General features: G+C 70.6%; 16 protein-coding genes. 12 read left to right on the top strand and 4 right to left on the bottom strand.

The annotated features are described in order from the left end of the window. The first annotated feature begins 8 nt into the window (after window positions 1-8). From ACIREE_RS11805 to ACIREE_RS11795, 3 genes are all read left to right on the top strand, one after another. Window positions 9-350, top strand: coding sequence for a hypothetical protein (locus ACIREE_RS11805; RefSeq protein ID WP_404149841.1), 342 nt, complete (start codon window positions 9-11; stop codon window positions 348-350). Between the two features lie 225 nt (window positions 351-575). Continuing rightward, the gene (locus ACIREE_RS11800; RefSeq protein ID WP_404149838.1) at window positions 576-1,424 is read left to right on the top strand and encodes a hypothetical protein; all 849 of its coding nucleotides are present in this window, start codon (window positions 576-578) and stop codon (window positions 1,422-1,424) included. 112 nt (window positions 1,425-1,536) lie between these two features. After that, entirely contained in the window at window positions 1,537-2,925 is a 1,389-nt protein-coding gene (locus ACIREE_RS11795) for a tannase/feruloyl esterase family alpha/beta hydrolase (protein ID WP_404149835.1), read from the top strand. On the opposite strand, the gene ACIREE_RS11790 is transcribed toward ACIREE_RS11795, so the two are convergent. Together ACIREE_RS11790 and ACIREE_RS11785 are read right to left on the bottom strand one after the other, a co-directional pair. Next, window positions 2,922-3,104 (bottom strand): hypothetical protein, encoded by a 183-nt coding sequence (locus tag ACIREE_RS11790; RefSeq protein ID WP_404149832.1) that lies wholly within the window; start codon window positions 3,102-3,104, stop codon window positions 2,922-2,924. The genes ACIREE_RS11795 and ACIREE_RS11790 overlap by 4 nt on opposite strands. 170 nt (window positions 3,105-3,274) lie before the next feature. Continuing rightward, window positions 3,275-4,342, bottom strand: a complete 1,068-nt coding sequence (locus ACIREE_RS11785; protein ID WP_404149829.1) for a fatty acid desaturase family protein — start codon at window positions 4,340-4,342, stop codon at window positions 3,275-3,277. A 341-nt stretch (window positions 4,343-4,683) separates the two neighbouring features. On the opposite strand from ACIREE_RS11785, the gene ACIREE_RS11780 reads away from it, so the two are divergent. The 5 genes from ACIREE_RS11780 to ACIREE_RS11760 all read left to right on the top strand — a co-directional run bounded on the left by ACIREE_RS11780 (window position 4,684) and on the right by ACIREE_RS11760 (window position 11,769). Then, a complete protein-coding gene (locus tag ACIREE_RS11780; RefSeq protein WP_404149826.1) occupies window positions 4,684-7,485 on the top strand; it encodes a DEAD/DEAH box helicase in 2,802 nt (933 codons plus the stop codon). Beyond that, window positions 7,482-8,810, top strand: a complete 1,329-nt coding sequence (locus ACIREE_RS11775; protein WP_404149823.1) for an SWF or SNF family helicase — start codon at window positions 7,482-7,484, stop codon at window positions 8,808-8,810. Before ACIREE_RS11780 ends, ACIREE_RS11775 begins: the two co-directional genes overlap by 4 nt. A gap of 129 nt (window positions 8,811-8,939) precedes the next feature. After that, window positions 8,940-10,022 carry a type III polyketide synthase gene (locus ACIREE_RS11770; RefSeq protein WP_404149821.1) on the top strand — a complete coding sequence of 361 codons (1,083 nt, stop codon included), beginning with the start codon at window positions 8,940-8,942 and terminating at the stop codon, window positions 10,020-10,022. Further along, on the top strand, window positions 10,019-11,236 hold the full coding sequence (locus ACIREE_RS11765) for a cytochrome P450 (RefSeq protein ID WP_404149818.1): 1,218 nt from the start codon (window positions 10,019-10,021) through the stop codon (window positions 11,234-11,236). Before ACIREE_RS11770 ends, ACIREE_RS11765 begins: the two co-directional genes overlap by 4 nt. Continuing rightward, a complete protein-coding gene (locus ACIREE_RS11760; RefSeq protein WP_404149815.1) occupies window positions 11,236-11,769 on the top strand; it encodes a cupin domain-containing protein in 534 nt (177 codons plus the stop codon). The genes ACIREE_RS11765 and ACIREE_RS11760 overlap by 1 nt, the downstream gene beginning before the upstream one ends. Window positions 11,770-11,817: 48 nt before the next feature. On the opposite strand, the gene ACIREE_RS11755 is transcribed toward ACIREE_RS11760, so the two are convergent. Further along, entirely contained in the window at window positions 11,818-13,044 is a 1,227-nt protein-coding gene (locus ACIREE_RS11755; protein WP_404149812.1) for an acyl-CoA dehydrogenase family protein, read from the bottom strand. Between the two features lie 162 nt (window positions 13,045-13,206). Here ACIREE_RS11755 and ACIREE_RS11750 point away from each other — a divergent pair, with 162 nt between their 5' ends. Next, window positions 13,207-13,860 (top strand): TetR family transcriptional regulator, encoded by a 654-nt coding sequence (locus ACIREE_RS11750; protein WP_404149809.1) that lies wholly within the window; start codon window positions 13,207-13,209, stop codon window positions 13,858-13,860. Window positions 13,861-13,869: 9 nt separating this feature from the next. On the opposite strand, the gene def is transcribed toward ACIREE_RS11750, so the two are convergent. Then, window positions 13,870-14,433: a peptide deformylase gene (gene def, locus ACIREE_RS11745; RefSeq protein ID WP_404149807.1), complete on the bottom strand. Its 564-nt coding sequence runs from the start codon at window positions 14,431-14,433 to the stop codon at window positions 13,870-13,872. Between the two features lie 139 nt (window positions 14,434-14,572). Between def and ACIREE_RS11740 the strand changes: the two genes are divergently transcribed. From ACIREE_RS11740 to ACIREE_RS11730, 3 genes are all read left to right on the top strand, one after another. Beyond that, the gene (locus tag ACIREE_RS11740; protein WP_404149805.1) at window positions 14,573-15,811 is read left to right on the top strand and encodes a MurT ligase domain-containing protein; all 1,239 of its coding nucleotides are present in this window, start codon (window positions 14,573-14,575) and stop codon (window positions 15,809-15,811) included. A 35-nt stretch (window positions 15,812-15,846) separates the two neighbouring features. Continuing rightward, window positions 15,847-16,578 carry a type 1 glutamine amidotransferase gene (locus ACIREE_RS11735; RefSeq protein WP_404149802.1) on the top strand — a complete coding sequence of 244 codons (732 nt, stop codon included), beginning with the start codon at window positions 15,847-15,849 and terminating at the stop codon, window positions 16,576-16,578. A gap of 169 nt (window positions 16,579-16,747) precedes the next feature. Continuing rightward, the gene (locus tag ACIREE_RS11730) at window positions 16,748-17,773 is read left to right on the top strand and encodes a 6-phosphofructokinase (RefSeq protein ID WP_404149799.1); all 1,026 of its coding nucleotides are present in this window, start codon (window positions 16,748-16,750) and stop codon (window positions 17,771-17,773) included. Window positions 17,774-17,782: the final 9 nt, after the last annotated feature.

The raw sequence follows: 17,782 nt of genomic DNA, 5'->3' as shown, positions 1-17,782 counted from the left end.
GGAAGCGCATGTTCGACAGAGTCCGGAAATCCTGGAGCACCTGGCGCAAGCAGGTCGCTCGACGCGAGGAGCTTCGGCGCAACGACGCGCGCTCCGCTCGCGAGGCCGGTCGGCGGGCCGAAGGACGGCGGCGCCCGCACAATCTCTTCGAAGCGGCGGCCGCCTATGTGGCGGCCTGCGTCGAGGACGATCAGGAGCGGATCGACGAGGCCGCGGGCTGGGTGGAGCCGAACGCGCTGGTTTTCGGCGTCAACGAACTGGCGTGCCGGGCCCTCATCGTCCTCGCTCGGGAGCGGGAAGAGCCGCCGCGGGTCGTGGCACGCAACCTCCTCGGCCTGCCGGTCGCCTGACACCCCCGTGCGCCGGATCGGCGCGGCGGCCGCGTGAGCGCTCGCCCCCCGTACGGAGGTCTGCCATGAATGGCACACAAAGCGCACACGGTATGTCGACAGGGCCTCCACCAACGGCGCAGGCACCAGGAGTGACCATGGATTTTCCTGGTCATCGCCCCTGTACGACATCGTCCGCGACTGACTAAGGTCACGCCGATGGAACGAAGCTCAGGGGAGGCTGGCATGGCCGGGACGGACGACGCTGTCGCCGCCGAGGACGACGCGCTGTACGTACTCACGGCGGTGTTGCTCACCCCGGCGAAGTTCCCCAGCGTACTGGGAGACGACTACCCCGAGGCATGCGCCGCGTTGGGTCTCGAGCCGTCGTCCGAGGGATACGGCCTGGTCCTCGGCCAGGATGCGCAGGGCGCGCGCTGGACCGTGGTCGTCGACGACGTGTCTTTGGTGGCGGTGGCCATCGCCACCTGGGACTGCGGCATGGAGTACGAGCTGTCCCCTGACGAGAACAGCATGGTCGCCGCGCTGCCGGGCTGGCCGCTCGCGCTCGCGGTGGCGGCGCCCGGTGTTCCGGCACCGCACGACCCCGAGCCCGATCCGGAGGCCGTCGGCCTGCCGCCGCTCTGCCCACCCGACACGGAGACGTGGGGGCCGGCCCAACGACGCATGGGAGCGGACGAGATAGCGCTCCAGTGGGCCTCGTGGCGCGAGCAGATCGACGATGCCCAGTTCGTCGTCGCGGCCGGCGACGAGACAGCCGCGCAGGACGCCGACAGGGACGGCGAGCAGGCTCCCTCCAGCGGGTCGCGCCACGGCATCCAGCGTGTCCTGGCCGAGGCGCGTGCCTACATGGACGCCCCTCCGCCCCTGGGGCGGGTGCGGTCCGCGTTCGCGTCGGGCGACGCCCGTACGCTGCGCGCCGACGGACCCGGCTGGTCGATGGTGGCGCGCACGGACGACATCGCCTTCGTCCTGCTCGACGACGAGCCGGGCGAGGTACTGCCGGTCGGCAGGGGCGCGGAGTTGCCCGGCCTTCTTGAAGCGCTCGACAAGATGGCCGTGCGGCCGGTCTGAATCTCCCTTGCTACATAGAGAGTGCGCGCCGCATGTGGCCCCGACCCATGGATGAGCGTGAACTCCCCGTCGACGATGAGGCCTCTTCCCGCCACTTCGAGGAGGCCTCCTCATGCACACACCCAGATCCGTTCCTCTGTTGGCCACGGCCTTGACCTCAGGGCTCGTGGCCCTGGCCGCTTCTGGGCCGCAGGCCGCGAGCGCGCTCTCCCCGTATCCGGTCCACTGCGCGCGTCAGACGCACGCGCGCGTGCCGGGCGCACAGGTTCAACAGCGGGTCTGCCTGGACGACCTGACGACCACCGCTCTCGCGGGCACTCCGTACACCGACACCGCCGACCAGGCCGGCCTGACCGCCACGGGGACGCGCAACCCGTCCGGCGTCCCCGGGGTGCAGATCGACGGCTACTTCCCGGACAGCTCACGGACGAACAGGACCCACGGCTGGAACCACGACGCCCAGTTCGTGATCCGGCTGCCGGACCACTGGAACGGCGGCTTGGTAGTGACCGCCTCTCCGGGCAATCGCAAGCAGTACGCGACCGATGCCGCGATATCGGACCGCGCCCTCGCTCAGGGGTATGCGTACGCGGCGACCGACAAGGGCAACACCGGCCCGGACTTCTACCGGGACGGCGCGCGCCCGGGGGACGCCGTCGCCGAGTGGAACGCCCGCACGACGCAGCTCACCCGGGCCGCCAAGAAAGCGGTCGCCCTGCGCTACGGCCACGCGCCGCACCACACGTACATGACCGGCATCTCCAATGCGGGGTATCTCACGCGCTGGCAGCTGGAGAACCATCCTGAGCTCTACGACGGAGGCGTCGACTGGGAAGGGGTCCTGTGGACCGCGGACGGGCCCAACCTGCTGACCACCCTGCCTACGGCCGTGGCGCACGGGCAGGGCAAGGCCGACGCGGACGACCTGTACGGGGCGGGCTTCGCGCGCGGCTCCGAGTTCCTGTGGCCGTACCACCAGAAGGCGTACTGGGGGCTCACGCAGAAGGTGTACCGAGCGGAGTTCGACCCCGGGTACGACCCCGACTGCCCTGGTACGAGTGCCGGTTCGACGACGGATGAGATCCTCGCCCCCTGTGCGTCCGATGCTTCGTACGACTACGCGGCACGCCCGGCGTCGGTGCGCAGGGCCGTCGCACGCGTGGCCCTGAGCGGACGGATCGGGAAGCCTCTCATCACTTTGCAGGGCGACCTGGACACCTTGTTGCCGATCGCGACGGACGCCCGCGTGTATGCGCGCATGACCGACGCGCAGGGGCGTGGCCGGCTGCATCGCACGTACACGGTCCGGGGCGGTACGCACACCGACGGCCTGTACGACAGCTATCCGGCCCGGCTGCGGCCGATCCTGCCGTGCTACCGGGACGCCTTCGACGCTCTCACCCGGTGGGTGCGGAGCGGAACGAAGCCGCCCGCGGACCGGACCGTCGGACGGCCCACGGACGGTGACGTCGTCAACTCCTGCTCCGTGCGGGCTTCTTAATGGCCGATCTCCTTGCGCGTGACGCGGCGGAGCCTGCGCCGCTGCGAGGAGTCGAGCATCAGGTACGCCGCGGTGGGCGCGCCGAGCACGATGAGCAGGGCCGCCCACCAAGGCAGCCAGATCAGCAGGATGATCCCGACCGCCACGCCTCCCGCGGCGATCTTCGCGTTCCTCGACATGTGTGTGGCCTCCTTCGGAGCGGCTCGCCCTCGGCTGAGTGGGGCGGGCTCACCTGTTCTTTGAAAAACGGGCTCACGGCGTCCACAGTTCCGCCGCGCGACCCTGATACGACCCTGATCCCGCGCCCTGAGATACCTCCGGGACGGTGTACCGCCGTCGGGGGGTACGTTCAGATGTCGGCCCGCAGCGGCTCTCCCACTTCATACATGTGGCGCAGCGCCTGGCGATAGGAGTCGACCAGGCCGGTCTCCGTGAACTGGATGCCCAGGTCGCGGCAGTGGGCCTTCACCATGGGCTGCGCGAGGCGCAGATGGGGCCGGGGCATGCTCGGGAACAGGTGGTGCTCGATCTGGTAGTTGAGACCGCCGAGGAACCAGTCGGTCAGGATGCCGCCCTTGATGTTGCGCGACGTGAGGACCTGGCGCCGCAGGTGTCCCCACTTGTCGCCGTCGGGGTCGGGCATTTCCATGCCCTTGTGGTTGGGGGCGAAGGCCATGCCCAGGTGCAGTCCGAACAGGGCCTGGTGCAGTGCCGCGAAGGCGAGAGCGTGGCCGAGCGGCATGGTCGTCAGCAGCAACGTCACGTAGCCGACGACGTGGGCGACGAGGAGTGCGCCCTCCACCCTGCGTTCCCGCCCGCTCTGCCTTCGCAGGTCCTTGAAACCGGACAGCTTCAGTGCGAGGCCTTCGAGCAGGGTGAGCGGGAAGAAGAGCCAGGCCTGGTGGCGCGTGAGCCAACCGCGGAAGCCCACGCGGGTCGCGGCCTGCTTACTGGTGAACACCAGGACGTCGGCGGCGACGTCGGGGTCCTTCTCGATGTGGTTCGGGTTGGCGTGATGCTTGTTGTGCTTGTCGTTCCACCACGCGTAGCTCATGCCCAACAGCAGATTGCCGTGGATCAGGCCGATGGCGCGGCTCGCGGTTCGGTTGCCGGTGATCTGCGCGTGGCCCGCGTCATGGCCGATGAAGGCTGTGCGCGCGTACAGGACTGCCAGGACCGGCGCCAGGGTGAGTACCCACCAGGAGGTGCCGATGAGCGCCATGGCGGTGGCGACCGCGGCCAGGCCGAGGGCATTGACCGCAATGGTGCGTACGTACCAGCCGGTGCGCCGGTCGAGCAGACCCTGGCCCTTGATGTCGCGCAGCAGCGGCGTGAACTCGCTTCCCCCTTCGGGTGGGGAGCGCCGCTCGGCGACTCCTGCGACGTGTTCCGGGAGGGTTCCGACAGCCAAGGCCATGGCAGTTCTCCGGTCTGTGGAGGGCGAGGTCGATGCGGCGGGCTACGGCGTCGGCCCGGCATCGAAAACCTACGAATCAAGGACCTTGGTCAGCCATGGCGCCACCACCCGACTGCGGCAGGGGGCCACCCCGCCCCCAATGGGGGGCTAGCCACACCCTTAGGGGTCGGGTGACCCGGATCACGACCTGAAGGCGTCCGTCCGGCGAGGAGGGCCGTGTACCCTCGCCGACTCCAGGGTGAGTAGTCAAAATTGAGGAATACGAGGAAGCTGCCATCTCCGAGCACACGCATCCCGCACCCACCCCCACCGAGACCGCCGAACTCACCCGTTGCTGTGCGGTGTTCGCACCGGGCGACCCGGCGCGCACCTCGACCGTCGCCTTCTGGCGGCCCGACGGCGGCGAACTGCCCCTGCCGGACGCGGGCACCCGCATCGAGCTGCCGCTGGCGCTGCCCGGGGACGACGGCGTCGAGCTGGTGACGGTCGCCGCGGTCGCGCTGCCCGTACGGTCCGCCCTGCCGGTGCTCACCCGCGCGCGCGGCGCCGCTCAGGCGGACCCGACGACGGCGTTCTGGGGCGCCGCGGCGCTGCTCGCTCTCCAACTGGCCGCGCGGGGGCTCCTCCTGCCCGGCCTGAGCACCGACGACCACGACGCGTGGCGTGCCGGGCCGCTGCGCCCCGGGGACCTGGAGCGGGTGCGGGAGCTGGCCGCCGCGATGCCTCCCGAGGCGCAGGCGGTCCCGTTGGACGGCCATGCGCCACCCAGGCTGCACGCCCCCGAGCGGTTGCTGCGCGCCTTCCTCGACGCGGTGGCCGACACCCTGCCCCGCTCCCCCGCCGCCGCGCTCGCGGCGGGCGCCCCGGCGTACGCGGCCCGGGCCCCGCGCCGGGCGCCCGAGCTGCGTACGTGGGCGGCCGACGTGGCGTCCGGGCACGACGCCGGCGTGCGGATCTCGCTCCGCGTGGAGATGCCCGGGCTCGCTGGGATCACGGACGACGAGACGCGCCTGCCGTTCCGTGCCGTGCTGCAGATGCACAGCGTCAGCGATCCGACCCTGGTCGCCGACGCGGCCGAAGTGTGGTCGGGCGCCGGTACTTCCGGCAAGGCGTTCGGGGCGCGGGCCCAGATGGACGCTCTTTTGGCACTGCGGCGCGCCGCGCGCGCGTGGTCACCGCTGACCCCGCTTCTGTCCGCCACTGTCCCGGACGCGGTCGAGCTGGCCGACGACGAGGTCGCCGAACTGCTCGGGGAGGGTGCGCGAGCGCTGTCCGCGGCCGGGGTCGAAGTGCACTGGCCCAAGGAGATGGCCCGCAAACTGACGGCCCGCGCGGTGATCGGCCCGCCCGAGAGCGACGGCCCTGGCGTGCTCGGCCCGGACACCCCGTCGTTCCTGTCCGCCGACGCGCTGCTGACGTTCAACTGGTGGTTCGCCATCGGCGACCAGGAGCTGAGCCGCGCGGAACTGGACCGGCTCGCCGAGGCGAAGCGCCCCGTCGTGCGGCTGCGCGATCAGTGGGTGCTCGTCGACCCCGAGCAGGCCCGTCGTGCCCGCGCCCACCAGGACCGCAAGGTGACCCCGGTCGACGCGCTGAGCGCGGTGCTGACGGGCTCCACCGAGGTCGACGGCAGCCAGGTCGAGGTGCGCCCCACCGGCTGGCTGACAGGGCTCAGGGACCTCCTCGCGGACCCCGAGGGCATGGACCCGGTCGGACAGCCGGCCGCACTCGCCGCCGACCTGCGCGACTATCAACTGCGCGGTCTGAACTGGCTGGCCCGCATGACGTCGCTCGGCCTGGGCGCCTGTCTCGCCGACGACATGGGCCTCGGCAAGACGATCACGTTGATCGCGCTGCATCTGCACCGGCAGACGGCACGGGAGACCGCGGGGCCCACCCTCGTGGTCTGCCCGACGTCCCTCATGGGCAACTGGCAGCGCGAGATCGAGAGGTTCGCGCCCGGCACCCCCGTACGACGCTTCCACGGCGGGCGCCGGTCTCTGGAGAACCTGGCGGCCGGGGAGTTCGTGCTCACCACCTACGGCACCATGCGCCTGGACGCCGCTCAACTGGCCGACTCGCCCTGGGGAATGGTGGTCACCGACGAGGCGCAGCACGTGAAGAACCCCCACTCGGCCACGGCCAAGGAGCTGCGCACCATCGGCGCCCGCGCGCGCGTCGCGCTCACCGGCACCCCGGTGGAGAACAATCTCTCCGAGTTGTGGGCGATCCTCGACTGGACCACACCAGGTCTGCTGGGCCGGCTCGGCACCTTCCGTAGGCGCTACGCGCAGGCCGTCGAGAGCGGCAAGGACCCGGCCGCCGCGGAGCGCTTGGCCAAGCTGGTGCGGCCCTTCTTGCTGCGGCGCCGCAAGTCGGACCCCGGTATCGCCCCCGAGCTGCCGCCGAAGACCGAGACCGACCGGGCCGTGTCACTCACCACGGAGCAGGCGGGCCTCTACGAAGCCGTGGTGCGCGAGACGCTCGCGGAGATCTCCGGGGCGGACGGTTTCGAACGGCGCGGCCTGATCGTCAAACTGCTGACGTCCCTCAAGCAGATCTGCAACCACCCTGCGCAGTACTTGAAGGAGGACAGGCCCCACATCACCGGCCGCTCCGGGAAGCTGGAGCTCCTCGACGAACTCCTGGACACGATCCTGGCCGAGGGCGCGAGCGTGCTGGTCTTCACCCAGTACGTGCGGATGGCGCGCCTTGTGGAGCGTCATCTGGCACGTCGAGGTATTCCGTCGCAGTTCCTCCACGGAGGCACCCCGGTCGCGGGACGCGAAGCGATGGTGCAGCGCTTCCAGGAGGGTGAGGTGCCGGTCTTCCTGCTCTCCTTGAAGGCGGCGGGCACGGGACTCAACCTCACGCGCGCGGAACACGTGGTGCACTACGACCGCTGGTGGAATCCGGCCGTGGAGGCACAGGCCACCGACCGCGCGTACCGCATCGGGCAGACCCGGCCGGTGCAGGTGCACCGGCTGATCGCCGAAGGAACCATCGAGGACCGCATCGCCGACATGCTGCTGCGTAAGCGGGAGTTGGCGGATGCCGTACTCGGTGCGGGCGAGTCCGCACTGACCGAACTGAGCGATGCCGATCTGGCCGATCTGGTCGAACTGCGAGGGGGCGTCCGATGAGTGACACGTATGACGCGCACGACGAGTTCCTCGAGAACCTTGAGAACCTTGAGAACCTTGAGAACACGGACACGCAAGAGCGCACGTTCGCCGCGCTGCCGCCTGCGCACGGCCGGGGCTTCGCCCAGAGCTGGTGGGGGCAGGCCTGGGCGAAGGCCCTGGAGGACACCGCACTCGACTTCGCGCAGCTCAAAGCGGGCCGGCGGTTGGCGCGCGCCGGGGCGGTCGGCGCGGTGTCGGTCCGTCCGGGGCGCATCACCGCGCTCGTCGAGGACCGCGGCGGCGTCCTGCACCGTTCGGACGTGCTGCTGCAACGCCTCGGCGAGGAGGAGTGGGACCGTTTCCTGGGCATGGCCGTCGAGCGGTCCGGGCACATCGCGGCCCTGCTGGACCGGGACATGCCGCCGCATCTGGTGGAGGACGCGGCCGCGGCAGGTGTGGAACTCCTGCCGGGCATCGGCGACTTGGAGCCGCGCTGCGACTGCGATGCCTGGGACCACTGCGCGCACACGGCCGCGCTGAGCTATCAGCTGGCCCGCCTGCTCGACCAGGATCCGTTCGTGCTGTTCCTGCTGCGCGGGCGCGGCGAGCGGGCGTTGCTCGACGAGCTCCAGGTACGCAGCGTCGTGCACACCGAACCGGAGGCCGCGTCGCCGCGGGAGGCCGAGGGCGTGGACGCCGCTGAGGCGTACGCGTCCGCGGTCGTGCTGCCGCCGTTGCCGGAGCCGCCCGCGCTGCCGCCGGAGCCGGGTCTGCCGCCGTCCTTGGACACGGAGACCCCGCCGCCTTCGGGCATCGATGTCGCCGCGCTGGGGTTCCTCGGCGCGCAGGCCGCCGTGGAAGCGCACCGGCTGCTCGCGGACGCACTCGTCGCAGGGCATGAACAGCGCGCTCCGTGGCCGGAGTCGACGGTGTCGCAGGACGCCGTACGGCTGGCCACCGCGGCACCACAGGGGCACATCGCCGAGCGGCTGGCCCAGGGGGCGGGCCGCGACCGCGAAGGTCTGGCACTGGCCGTGCGCGCCTGGGAGCACGGAGGTGCGGATGCTCTCACCGTTCTGGAGGAGGAGTGGGCCCCGGACCCGGAATCCGCGGCACGCGCGCGTGCCGCGCTCGCAGCGGCCTGGGAGCCGGACGAGCAGCCTGTGCTCAAAGCCTCCCGCGGCCGCTGGACCGTCCCCGGCACGGATGCTCAGCTGCGCCTGGGGCGCGACGGTCGCTGGTGGCCCTACCGCAAGGAGCGGGGTCGCTGGGCCCCGGCGGGGCCGGCGGCGTCCGACCCGGCATCCGCCCTGGCCACAGCGGTGGAAACCGGCGAGGAGTAGCGGCTCCCGCGGCCACTGGCATGGAGTAGTCCGACGGGACGTACGGCCGGTGCCGGGTGATCGTGAAGGGGACCTCCCTTCATCAAGGGAGGCACCTTCAGCCGGGGGGCGATCAGAAGGCGCAGGCTCATGGCCACTTTGTGCAGACCCGCTGTCTCCGTACCGGAACATGTGATCACCATGGAGGAGACGCTTGCTCTGGCCCGCTCCCACCATGCCGACCACCCGCAACTCCCGCTGGCGCTCCGCCTGATCGAGAACACCGGGGTGCGCACACGGCATCTGGTGCAGCCCATCGAGGAGACGCTGAAGCACCCCGGTTTCGCGGAGCGCAACGCGCTCTACGAAGCAGAGGCCAAAGCCCGGGTGCCGGCCGTGGTCAGGCGCGCGCTCGACGACGCGGGGCTGCGTACCGCGGACATCGACGTGATCATCTACGTGTCGTGCACCGGCTTCATGATGCCGTCGCTGACGGCATGGCTGATCAACGAGATGGACTTCTCCAGCGACACCCGCCAGATACCCATAGCCCAGCTGGGCTGTGCGGCCGGGGGTGCCGCGGTGAACCGGGCGCACGACTTCTGTACGGCCTATCCGGAGGCGAACGCGCTCATCGTCGCCTGCGAGTTCTGCTCCCTGTGCTACCAGCCGACCGATCTGGGCATCGGTTCACTTCTGTCGAACGGCCTCTTCGGGGACGGCGTCGCGGCCGCTGTGGTGCGCGGCCGTGGCGGCACCGGCATCGCTCTGGAGCGCAACGGCTCGTACCTCATCCCGAAGACCGAGGACTGGATCGCCTACGACATCCGCGCCACCGGGTTCCACTTCATGCTCGACAAGCGGGTGCCGACCACCATGGAGCCTCTCGCTCCGGCGCTCAAGCAGTTGGCGGGCCTGCACGGCTGGAACGCCTCGGAGCTGGACTTCTACATCATTCACGCCGGTGGTCCGCGCATCCTGGACGACCTCAGCACGTTCCTCCAAGTCCCGCCGGAGGCCTTCCGGTTCAGCAGGGCCACCCTCACGGAGTACGGCAACATCGCGAGCGCCGTGGTGCTCGACGCACTGCGCCGCCTGTTCGACGAGGGCGGCGCGCACGACACCGCACGCGGTCTGCTCGCCGGGTTCGGCCCCGGCATCACCGCGGAGATGTCGCTGGGGCGCTGGACGCGCCAGGACCAGGGCGCAGAGCTCGCGGAGGCCGTCGTATGAGCGAGGACACCACCACCCGGCCGCCGGTCCGTCAGTGGCCCGCCACGGACCTCCACGGCGTCGACTTCGACCCGGTGCTGTCCCGCCTGATGGACGAGGGCCCCGTGACCCGCATCGCCCTGCCCAACGGCGAGGGCTGGGCCTGGCTGGTGACGCGCCACGCCGACGTGCGGACGGTGACCAACGATCCGCGTTTCAGCCGGGAGGCCGTCGTCGGCCGTCAGGTCACGCGCCTGGCGCCGCACTTCATCCCCCAGGCGGGCGCCGTCGGTTTCGCGGACCCCCCGGACCACACCCGGCTGCGACGCTCCGTCGCGGCAGCCTTCACCGCGCGCGGTGTCGAGCGGCTGCGGTCGCGTGCACGAGACATGCTGGACGAGCTGGTGGCGGACATCCTGCGCGACGGGCCGACGGTCGATCTCACGGAGCGGCTCCTCGCCCCGTTCCCCATCGCCGTGATCTGCGAGCTGATGGGCGTGCCCGCGGGAGACCGGAAGTTGATGCACACCTGGACACAGCTGATCCTGTCCTCCGCGCACGGCGCCGAGGTCAGCGAGCGTGCCAAGGACGAGATGTCCGCCTACTTCGCGCGCCTGATCCGCTCGCGCGACGACGGCAGTGGCGAGGACGTGACGTCCTTGCTGGGCACGGCCGTGGGCGCGGGCGAGCTGACCGAGGACGAGGCGGTCGGTCTCGCGGTGCTCGTCCAGATCGGCGGCGAGGCTGTCACCAACAACTGCGGCAACATGGCGTACATCCTGGTCACCCGCCCCGACCTCGCCGAGCGGCTGCGCGCCGAACCGGCGCTGCGTCCCCGGGCCATCGACGAACTGCTGCGCTACATCCCACATCGCAGCGCCGTCGGCCTCTCGCGCATCGCCTTGGAGGACGTCGACATCGCGGGCGTGCGGATCAGTGAGGGCGACGCCGTCTACGTGTCGTACCTGGCAGCCAATCGCGACCCCGAGGTGTTCCCGGATCCCGACCGCATCGATGTCGACCGTGCGCCGAACCCGCACGTGGCCTTCGGCTTCGGCCCGCACTACTGCGTCGGCGCCATGCTGGCGCGGCTGGAGTCGGAGCTGCTGGTGAGCACGCTGCTGGACCGCTTCCCCGGTCTGCGTCTCAGCGTTCCCGCCGAACAAGTCCCTTTCCGTAAAGGCGCGTTGATTCGTGGTCCCGAAGCGATGCCTGTGACCTGGTCGGCGTCCTGATGACCGCGCCTGCGCCGACCGAAGGGCTCCTGGTACCGCCCGGCCACGGCCGCACCGTACGGACAGCGGCGCAACAGGTCACCTTCAAGGTCACCGGCGACCATTCACGGATCGCCTCGAGCTTCGAGGTCGTGGTTCCCCCGGGCTTCGACGTCGGTGCCCATGTGCACACCAAGAGCGAGGAGTTGTTCTACGTCCTTGAAGGCGAGTTGGACGTCCTCGCTTTCGAGCCGCGTCTGCGTACCGCGGACAACTGGCAGCGCTGGCAGTCCCCTTCGGGGGGCGAGATCGTCCGGGCCACGCCCGGAACGGTGATCGTCGTGCCGCCGGGGTGCCCGCACGCCTTCGCCAATCCGACGGACACCCCGGCGAAGATGTTCTTCCAGGCCTCTCCCCCGCCCGACCACGAGCGCTACTTCGAGGAGCTGCTGGAGATCCTCTCCGCCGGCGGCCCGCCGGACCACGCGGCGATCGCCGAGCTCCGCACCCGGTACGACATCGAGCAACTGACACCGCTGCGCCACGGCCCGTAGGGCGTCGTCGTGCGGGCCGCACGACGACGCCCTACGGGCCGTGCACGTTCAGCGGATCGGCATCCCGGCGAGGGTGCGGGCGATGACCAGGCGCTGGATCTCGCTCGTGCCCTCGAAGATCGTGTAGATCGCCGCGTCGCGGTGCATGCGCTCCACGGGGTACTCGCGCGTGTAGCCGTTGCCACCCAGGATCTGGATCGCCTGCGCGGTGACCTTCTTGGCGGTCTCGCTCGCGAAGAGCTTCGACATGGAGCCTTCGGCGTTCTCGAACTTCTTGCCCGTGGCTCCCATCCAGGAGGCGCGCCACACCAGAAGTCGCGACGCGTCGATCTGCGTACGCATGTCGGCCAGCTGGAAGGCGACACCCTGGTTGTCGATGATCGGGCGGCCGAACTGCTCGCGCGTCTTGGCGTATTCCAGCGCCTCCTCGTAGGCGGCGCGGGCGGTACCCACCGCCATGGCCCCGACGGCCGGGCGCGACGCCTCGAAGGTCGCCATGGCAGCGTTCTTCACGCGCTCCCCGCCCTTCTTGGCCTTCTCACGCGCGCGGGCGAGACGCTCGTCGAGCTTCTCCTTGCCGCCGAGCAGGCAGGAGCCGGGCACCCTGACGTTCTCCAGGACGACCTCGGCGGTGTGCGAGGCGCGAATGCCGTGCTTCTTGAACTTCTGTCCCTGGGACAGGCCCGGCGTGTTCGGCGGGACGATGAAGGAGGCGTGCCCCTTGGAGCCGAGCTCGGGGTCAATGGAGGCGACCACCACGTGGACGTTGGCGATGCCGCCGTTCGTCGCCCACGTCTTGGTGCCGTTCAGGACCCACTCGTCCGCGGCCTCGTCGTAGACGGCCCGGGTACGCATGGCGGCGACGTCGGAGCCCGCGTCCGGCTCGGAGGAGCAGAAAGCAGCCACCTTCACGTCGTTCACATCGCCGTACATCTGCGGGATCCAGGTGCCGATCTGCTCCTCGGTACCGTTGGCGAGGACGCCGACCGCGGCGAGGCCCGTGCCCACGATGGACAGGGCAATGCCCGCGTCGCCCCAGAAGAGCTCCTCCATGGTCATCGCGATGCCGAGACCGGTCGGATCGAAGAACTGCTGCGCATAGAAGTCGAGGGAGTAGATTCCGAGCTTGGACGCTTCCTGGATGACCGGCCAGGGGGTTTCCTCGCGCTCGTCCCATTCGGCGGCCGCGGGGCGGATCACGTCGGCGGCGAAGCCGTGAAGCCAGTCACGAACTTCCTTCTGCTCGTCGTTGAGATCCATTGTGAACTCGGCCATGACCCCTCCAGGGCTGCGTACACTGCATGTGTTACTTGCGGTAACAAGAGTGTGTTACTCGCCAGTAGATCATGTCAACTCCCGAGTGCGCGTTCGATACCGGTTGGACATCGAGTGTTACCTTTCGCGTGCGTCAAGCAATCGCACGGGCGGGGAGATCTCATGGAGACCACACAGCGGACCGATCAGCGCGCGGAGCAGCAGTCCGCCGCCGAGCGTCGGCGACGCGAGCTGCTCGAGGCCGCGGACCGCGTGGTGCTCAGGGACGGCCCGGGCGCCTCGATGAACGCGATCGCGGCCGAGGCCGGGATCACCAAGCCGATCCTGTACCGGCACTTCGGCGACAAGGGCGGCCTCTACGCGGCCCTCGCCACACGCCACACGGACGCCCTGCTCGCCTCGCTGCGGGCGGCGCTGGACGCCCCCGCGGAGCGGCGTGAGCGCGTGGAGGCGACGCTGGACACCTACCTGGCGGCGATCGAGGCCAGGCCCCAGGTCTACCGGTTCCTGATGCATCCGGCGGAGGGCTCCCCCGGCGACTCCGGGTTCGATGTCGGACGGCACTCGGCGCCCTTGCTGCGTCGCATGGGCGAGGAGCTGGCCGAGGTCATCGAGGAGCGCGTGGACCTCGGCCCGGCCAGCCAGCAGCTCGCCCGGGTCTGGGGCCACGGGATCGTCGGGATGATGCACGCGGCCGGCGACTGGTGGCTGGGCGACCGGCCCTGTACCCGCGCCGAGTTGGTACGGGGCCTCGCCGACCTGCTGTGGGGGCGGCTCGCCGCCGCGGGCGACAAGGCGGGCGGGCCCGCGTTCTGAGCTCCGCCTTCAGAAGCCGGGCCGGGCTGCCGCGTCCTTCACCCAGGGGGCCCGCGCCGCCTGGCGGAGTACCCGGCGCCGTCGCCAGCCCGTGACCCGGTCCGTGTACGTACGGCCTTCCAAATGATCGCATTCGTGCTGGAGGCACCGCGCGAACCAGCCCGTGCCGTGGATCACCACAGGGGCGCCCGTCACATCGAAGCCCTCCACGCGCGCGTGGTCGAAGCGAGGCGTGCCCGCCTCCAGGCCCGGCAGCGACAGACAGCCCTCGGGGCCCCGGATCACCACACCGTCCGCCTCGACGAGACGCGGGTTGACGACATGGCCGACGTGACGCACATCGTCGTCGTCCTCGCAGTCGTAGACGAAGAGCCGCAACGGTTCGCCGACCTGGTTGGCGGCGAGGCCGACGCCCTGGGCCGCGTACATCGTGGCGAACATGTCCTGCACCAGACGCGCGAGCGGGGGACCGAAGTCCGTGACCTCCGCGCAGGGTTGGTGCAGCACGGGATCACCGAGCAGGGTCAGGGGTCGTACGCGCCCGGAGGCGCCCGGGATCGAGCCGTGTCGCATGGCCGTAAGGGTACGGTCCGACCTGCACCCCGATCCGACGGCGGTGCCGCGGTTCGGGCTTGTCGGTGGATCTCGATAGGCTGAGTCCGGAAAGCGATGCCCGGGCAGGCGCGGCGCCGTACGCAAGGAGGACCCAACAATGTCAGGCAACTCGGAGTCGATGACTCCGCGGGCCAAGCTGGCCGTGACGGCCGGGAAGGCCGCGGCCGCGGTGTCGCGGGCCGCGGGCCGCGGCAGCGGATCGGTGATCGGCGGCAAGGTCGCGCTCAAGTTCGACCCCGAGCTGCTCGGACGGCTCGCCCAGCACCTCGACGTGGTCCTCGTCTCGGCCACGAACGGCAAGACGACGACCACGCGCCTGATCGCCGAGGCCCTACGGGCCAGCGGCCCGGTCGTCTCGAACGCGCTGGGGGCGAACATGCCGGCCGGCATCACCTCCGCCCTGTCCGGCGGCTCCGACGCCAAGTTCGGGGTCATCGAGGTCGACGAGAAGTACCTGGCCGGTGTCGCCCGTGACACCGCCCCCAAGGCGATCGCGCTGCTCAACCTCTCGCGCGACCAGCTCGACCGAGCCGCCGAGACCCGCATGCTCGCCGAGAAGTGGCGCGAGGGGCTCGCCGGTTCGAAGGCCATCGTGATCGCCAACGCGGACGACCCGCTCGTGGTCTGGGCCGCCTCCTCCTCGCCGAACGTGGTGTGGGTCGCCGCGGGCCAGGAGTGGAAGGACGACGCCTGGTCCTGCCCCGCGTGCGGAGGCGTGATGCAGCGCCCCGGTGACGACTGGTACTGCGGCGAGTGCGGCTTCCGGCGCCCCACCGCGAGCTGGGCGCTGCAGGGCGACTACGTGCTGGACCCGCACGGCTCGGCCTGGCCGATCCACCTCCAGCTGCCGGGCCGCGCCAACAAGGCGAACGCGACCTCGTCGGCCGCCGTCGCTGCCTGCTTCGGCGTGCCACCGCAGGTCGCCCTGGAGCGCATGTACCAGGTGCAGGCCGTGGCCGGTCGCTACGACGTCGTGCAGTTCCAGAACCGGGACCTGCGGCTGCTGCTCGCGAAGAACCCTGCGGGCTGGCTCGAAACGTTTACTCTGATCGACCCGCCGCCCACCCCGGTGATCCTCTCCGTCAACGCGCGAGGCGCGGACGGCACCGATACCTCCTGGCTGTGGGACGTCGACTACACGCGGCTCGCCGGGCACCCGATCTGCGTGATCGGCGACCGCAAGCTCGACCTCGCGGTCCGCCTGGAGGTCGCCGGGCTGGACTTCCGGGTCTGCGAGACGCTCGACGAGGCGACACAGATGTCCCCGCCGGGACGTATCGAACTGATCGCCAACTACACCGCGTTCCAGGACGTCCGCCGCCGCGTGGGCAACTGACCGATCCGCACGAGGACCAGCTAAGGATCATGAGCATGAGTGACAACAGCCTGCGTCTGGTGTGGGTCTACCCCGACCTTCTGAGCACCTACGGCGACCAGGGCAACGCCCTTGTGGTGGAGCGCCGCGCCCGCCAGCGCCGCCTCCAGGTCGAGCGCTACGACGTGCGCAGCGACCAGCCGGTGCCCACCTCCGGCGACATCTACCTGATCGGCGGCGGCGAGGACCGGCCGCAGCGTCTGGCGGCCGAGCGGCTGCGCCGCGACGGCGGCCTGCAGCGCGCCGTGGCCAACGGCGCGATCGTCTTCTCCGTGTGCGCCGGGTACCAGATCCTCGGCCACGAGTTCATCAACGACCTCGGTGAGCGCGAGCCCGGCCTCGGCCTGCTCGACGTCTTCTCCACCCGCGGCGAGGGCGAGCGGTGCGTCGGCGACGTCCTGGGCGACATCGACCCGCAGTTGGGGCTGCCGCCGCTGACCGGGTTCGAGAACCACCAGGGCGTCACACACCTCGGCCCGTCGGCGCGCCCGCTCGCCCGCACCCGGATCGGCAAGGGCAACGGCACGGGGGACGGCACCGAAGGCGCCTTCAACGACACCGTGTTCGGTACGTACATGCACGGGCCCGTGCTGGCGCGCAACCCGCTGATCGCCGATCTGCTGCTGAAGCTGGCGCTCGACGTGAACGCGTTGCCTCCCGTGGACGACCGGTGGTACGAGGCGCTCCGCAACGAGCGGATTGCTGCTGCTACCGCGCAGCCCGCCTGAGCGTCCGCCCCTGCCCCCTTTCGGGCGCTCTCGCGCCCATGTGAGCGGGGCTGTCCACCTGGCGGACGGCCCTTACGGTCAGCCCCCCGGGCGCCGATAAGGTACGGGCAATTCAACCGGACGGTGTGGTCCGGTCATCGGCCTACGTTTGCAAAGGTATTCCGGGCGTATGCGTATTGGTGTCCTCACCTCAGGCGGCGACTGTCCCGGTCTGAACGCCGTGATCCGTTCGGTCGTGCACCGTGCCGTCGTCGACCACGGCGACGAGGTCATCGGCTTCCACGACGGGTGGAAGGGCCTGCTCGAGTGCGACTACCGCAAGCTGGACCTGGACGCGGTGGGCGGCATCCTCGCCCGCGGCGGCACCATCCTCGGCTCCTCCCGGGTCCAGCCCGCGCATCTGCGTGACGGCGTCGAGCGGGCCAAGGGGCACGTCGCCGACCTCGGTCTCGACGCGATCATTCCGATCGGCGGCGAGGGCACGCTCAAGGCGGCCCGGCTGCTCTCCGACGGCGGCCTGCCGATCGTCGGCGTACCGAAGACCATCGACAACGACATCGCCGTCACCGACGTGACGTTCGGCTTCGACACGGCCGTCGGGGTCGCCACCGAGGCCCTGGACCGGCTGAAGACGACCGCCGAGTCGCACCAGCGGGTGCTGATCGTCGAGGTCATGGGGCGGCACACCGGCTGGATCGCACTGCACTCCGGCATGGCCGCGGGCGCGCACGCGGTCGTCGTACCGGAGCGGCCCTTCGACATCGACGAACTGACCAAGAAGGTCGGCGAGCGGTTCGAGGCCGGCAAGAAGTTCGCCATCGTCGTCGTCGCCGAGGGCGCCAAGCCCCGGGTCGGCTCGATGGAGTACGACGAGGGCGGCAAGGACGTCTACGGTCACGAGCGCTTCGCGGGCATCGCACGGCAGCTCTCCATCGAGCTCGAGCAGCGGCTGGGCAAGGAGGCGCGCCCGGTGATCCTCGGCCATGTGCAGCGCGGCGGCACCCCCACCGCGTACGACCGGGTGCTGGCGACGCGGTTCGGCTGGCACGCCGTGGAGGCGGTGCACCGGGGCGAGTTCGGCAAGATGACCGCGCTGCGCGGCACCGACATCGTGATGGTGTCGCTCGCCGAAGCCGTCGAAACGCTGAAGACGGTGCCGGCGGAGCGGTACGCCGAAGCGGAGTGCGTGCTCTAACCTCCACCT

The organism is Streptomyces sp. NPDC102467, from assembly GCF_044765445.1.
GTDB lineage: Bacteria > Actinomycetota > Actinomycetes > Streptomycetales > Streptomycetaceae > Streptomyces.
Note: the sequence above shows the minus strand (reverse complement) of the source record. Positions and strands in the feature narration are given on the sequence as shown.

Bases quoted from the DNA above. Each gene is read 5' to 3' on its own strand.
- ACIREE_RS11790 (WP_404149832.1), bottom strand. From the start codon at position 3,104: ATGTCGAGGAACGCGAAGATCGCCGCGGGAGGCGTGGCGGTCGGGATC.
- ACIREE_RS11800 (WP_404149838.1), top strand. From the start codon at position 576: ATGGCCGGGACGGACGACGCTGTCGCCGCCGAGGACGACGCGCTGTAC.
- ACIREE_RS11765 (WP_404149818.1), top strand. From the start codon at position 10,019: ATGAGCGAGGACACCACCACCCGGCCGCCGGTCCGTCAGTGGCCCGCC.
- ACIREE_RS11755 (WP_404149812.1), bottom strand. From the start codon at position 13,044: ATGGCCGAGTTCACAATGGATCTCAACGACGAGCAGAAGGAAGTTCGT.
- ACIREE_RS11735 (WP_404149802.1), top strand. From the start codon at position 15,847: ATGAGTGACAACAGCCTGCGTCTGGTGTGGGTCTACCCCGACCTTCTG.
- ACIREE_RS11805 (WP_404149841.1), top strand. From the start codon at position 9: ATGTTCGACAGAGTCCGGAAATCCTGGAGCACCTGGCGCAAGCAGGTC.
- ACIREE_RS11770 (WP_404149821.1), top strand. From the start codon at position 8,940: ATGGCCACTTTGTGCAGACCCGCTGTCTCCGTACCGGAACATGTGATC.
- ACIREE_RS11775 (WP_404149823.1), top strand. From the start codon at position 7,482: ATGAGTGACACGTATGACGCGCACGACGAGTTCCTCGAGAACCTTGAG.
- ACIREE_RS11760 (WP_404149815.1), top strand. From the start codon at position 11,236: ATGACCGCGCCTGCGCCGACCGAAGGGCTCCTGGTACCGCCCGGCCAC.
- ACIREE_RS11740 (WP_404149805.1), top strand. From the start codon at position 14,573: ATGTCAGGCAACTCGGAGTCGATGACTCCGCGGGCCAAGCTGGCCGTG.
- ACIREE_RS11785 (WP_404149829.1), bottom strand. From the start codon at position 4,342: ATGGCCTTGGCTGTCGGAACCCTCCCGGAACACGTCGCAGGAGTCGCC.
- ACIREE_RS11795 (WP_404149835.1), top strand. From the start codon at position 1,537: ATGCACACACCCAGATCCGTTCCTCTGTTGGCCACGGCCTTGACCTCA.
- ACIREE_RS11730 (WP_404149799.1), top strand. From the start codon at position 16,748: ATGCGTATTGGTGTCCTCACCTCAGGCGGCGACTGTCCCGGTCTGAAC.
- def (WP_404149807.1), bottom strand. From the start codon at position 14,433: ATGCGACACGGCTCGATCCCGGGCGCCTCCGGGCGCGTACGACCCCTG.
- ACIREE_RS11750 (WP_404149809.1), top strand. From the start codon at position 13,207: ATGGAGACCACACAGCGGACCGATCAGCGCGCGGAGCAGCAGTCCGCC.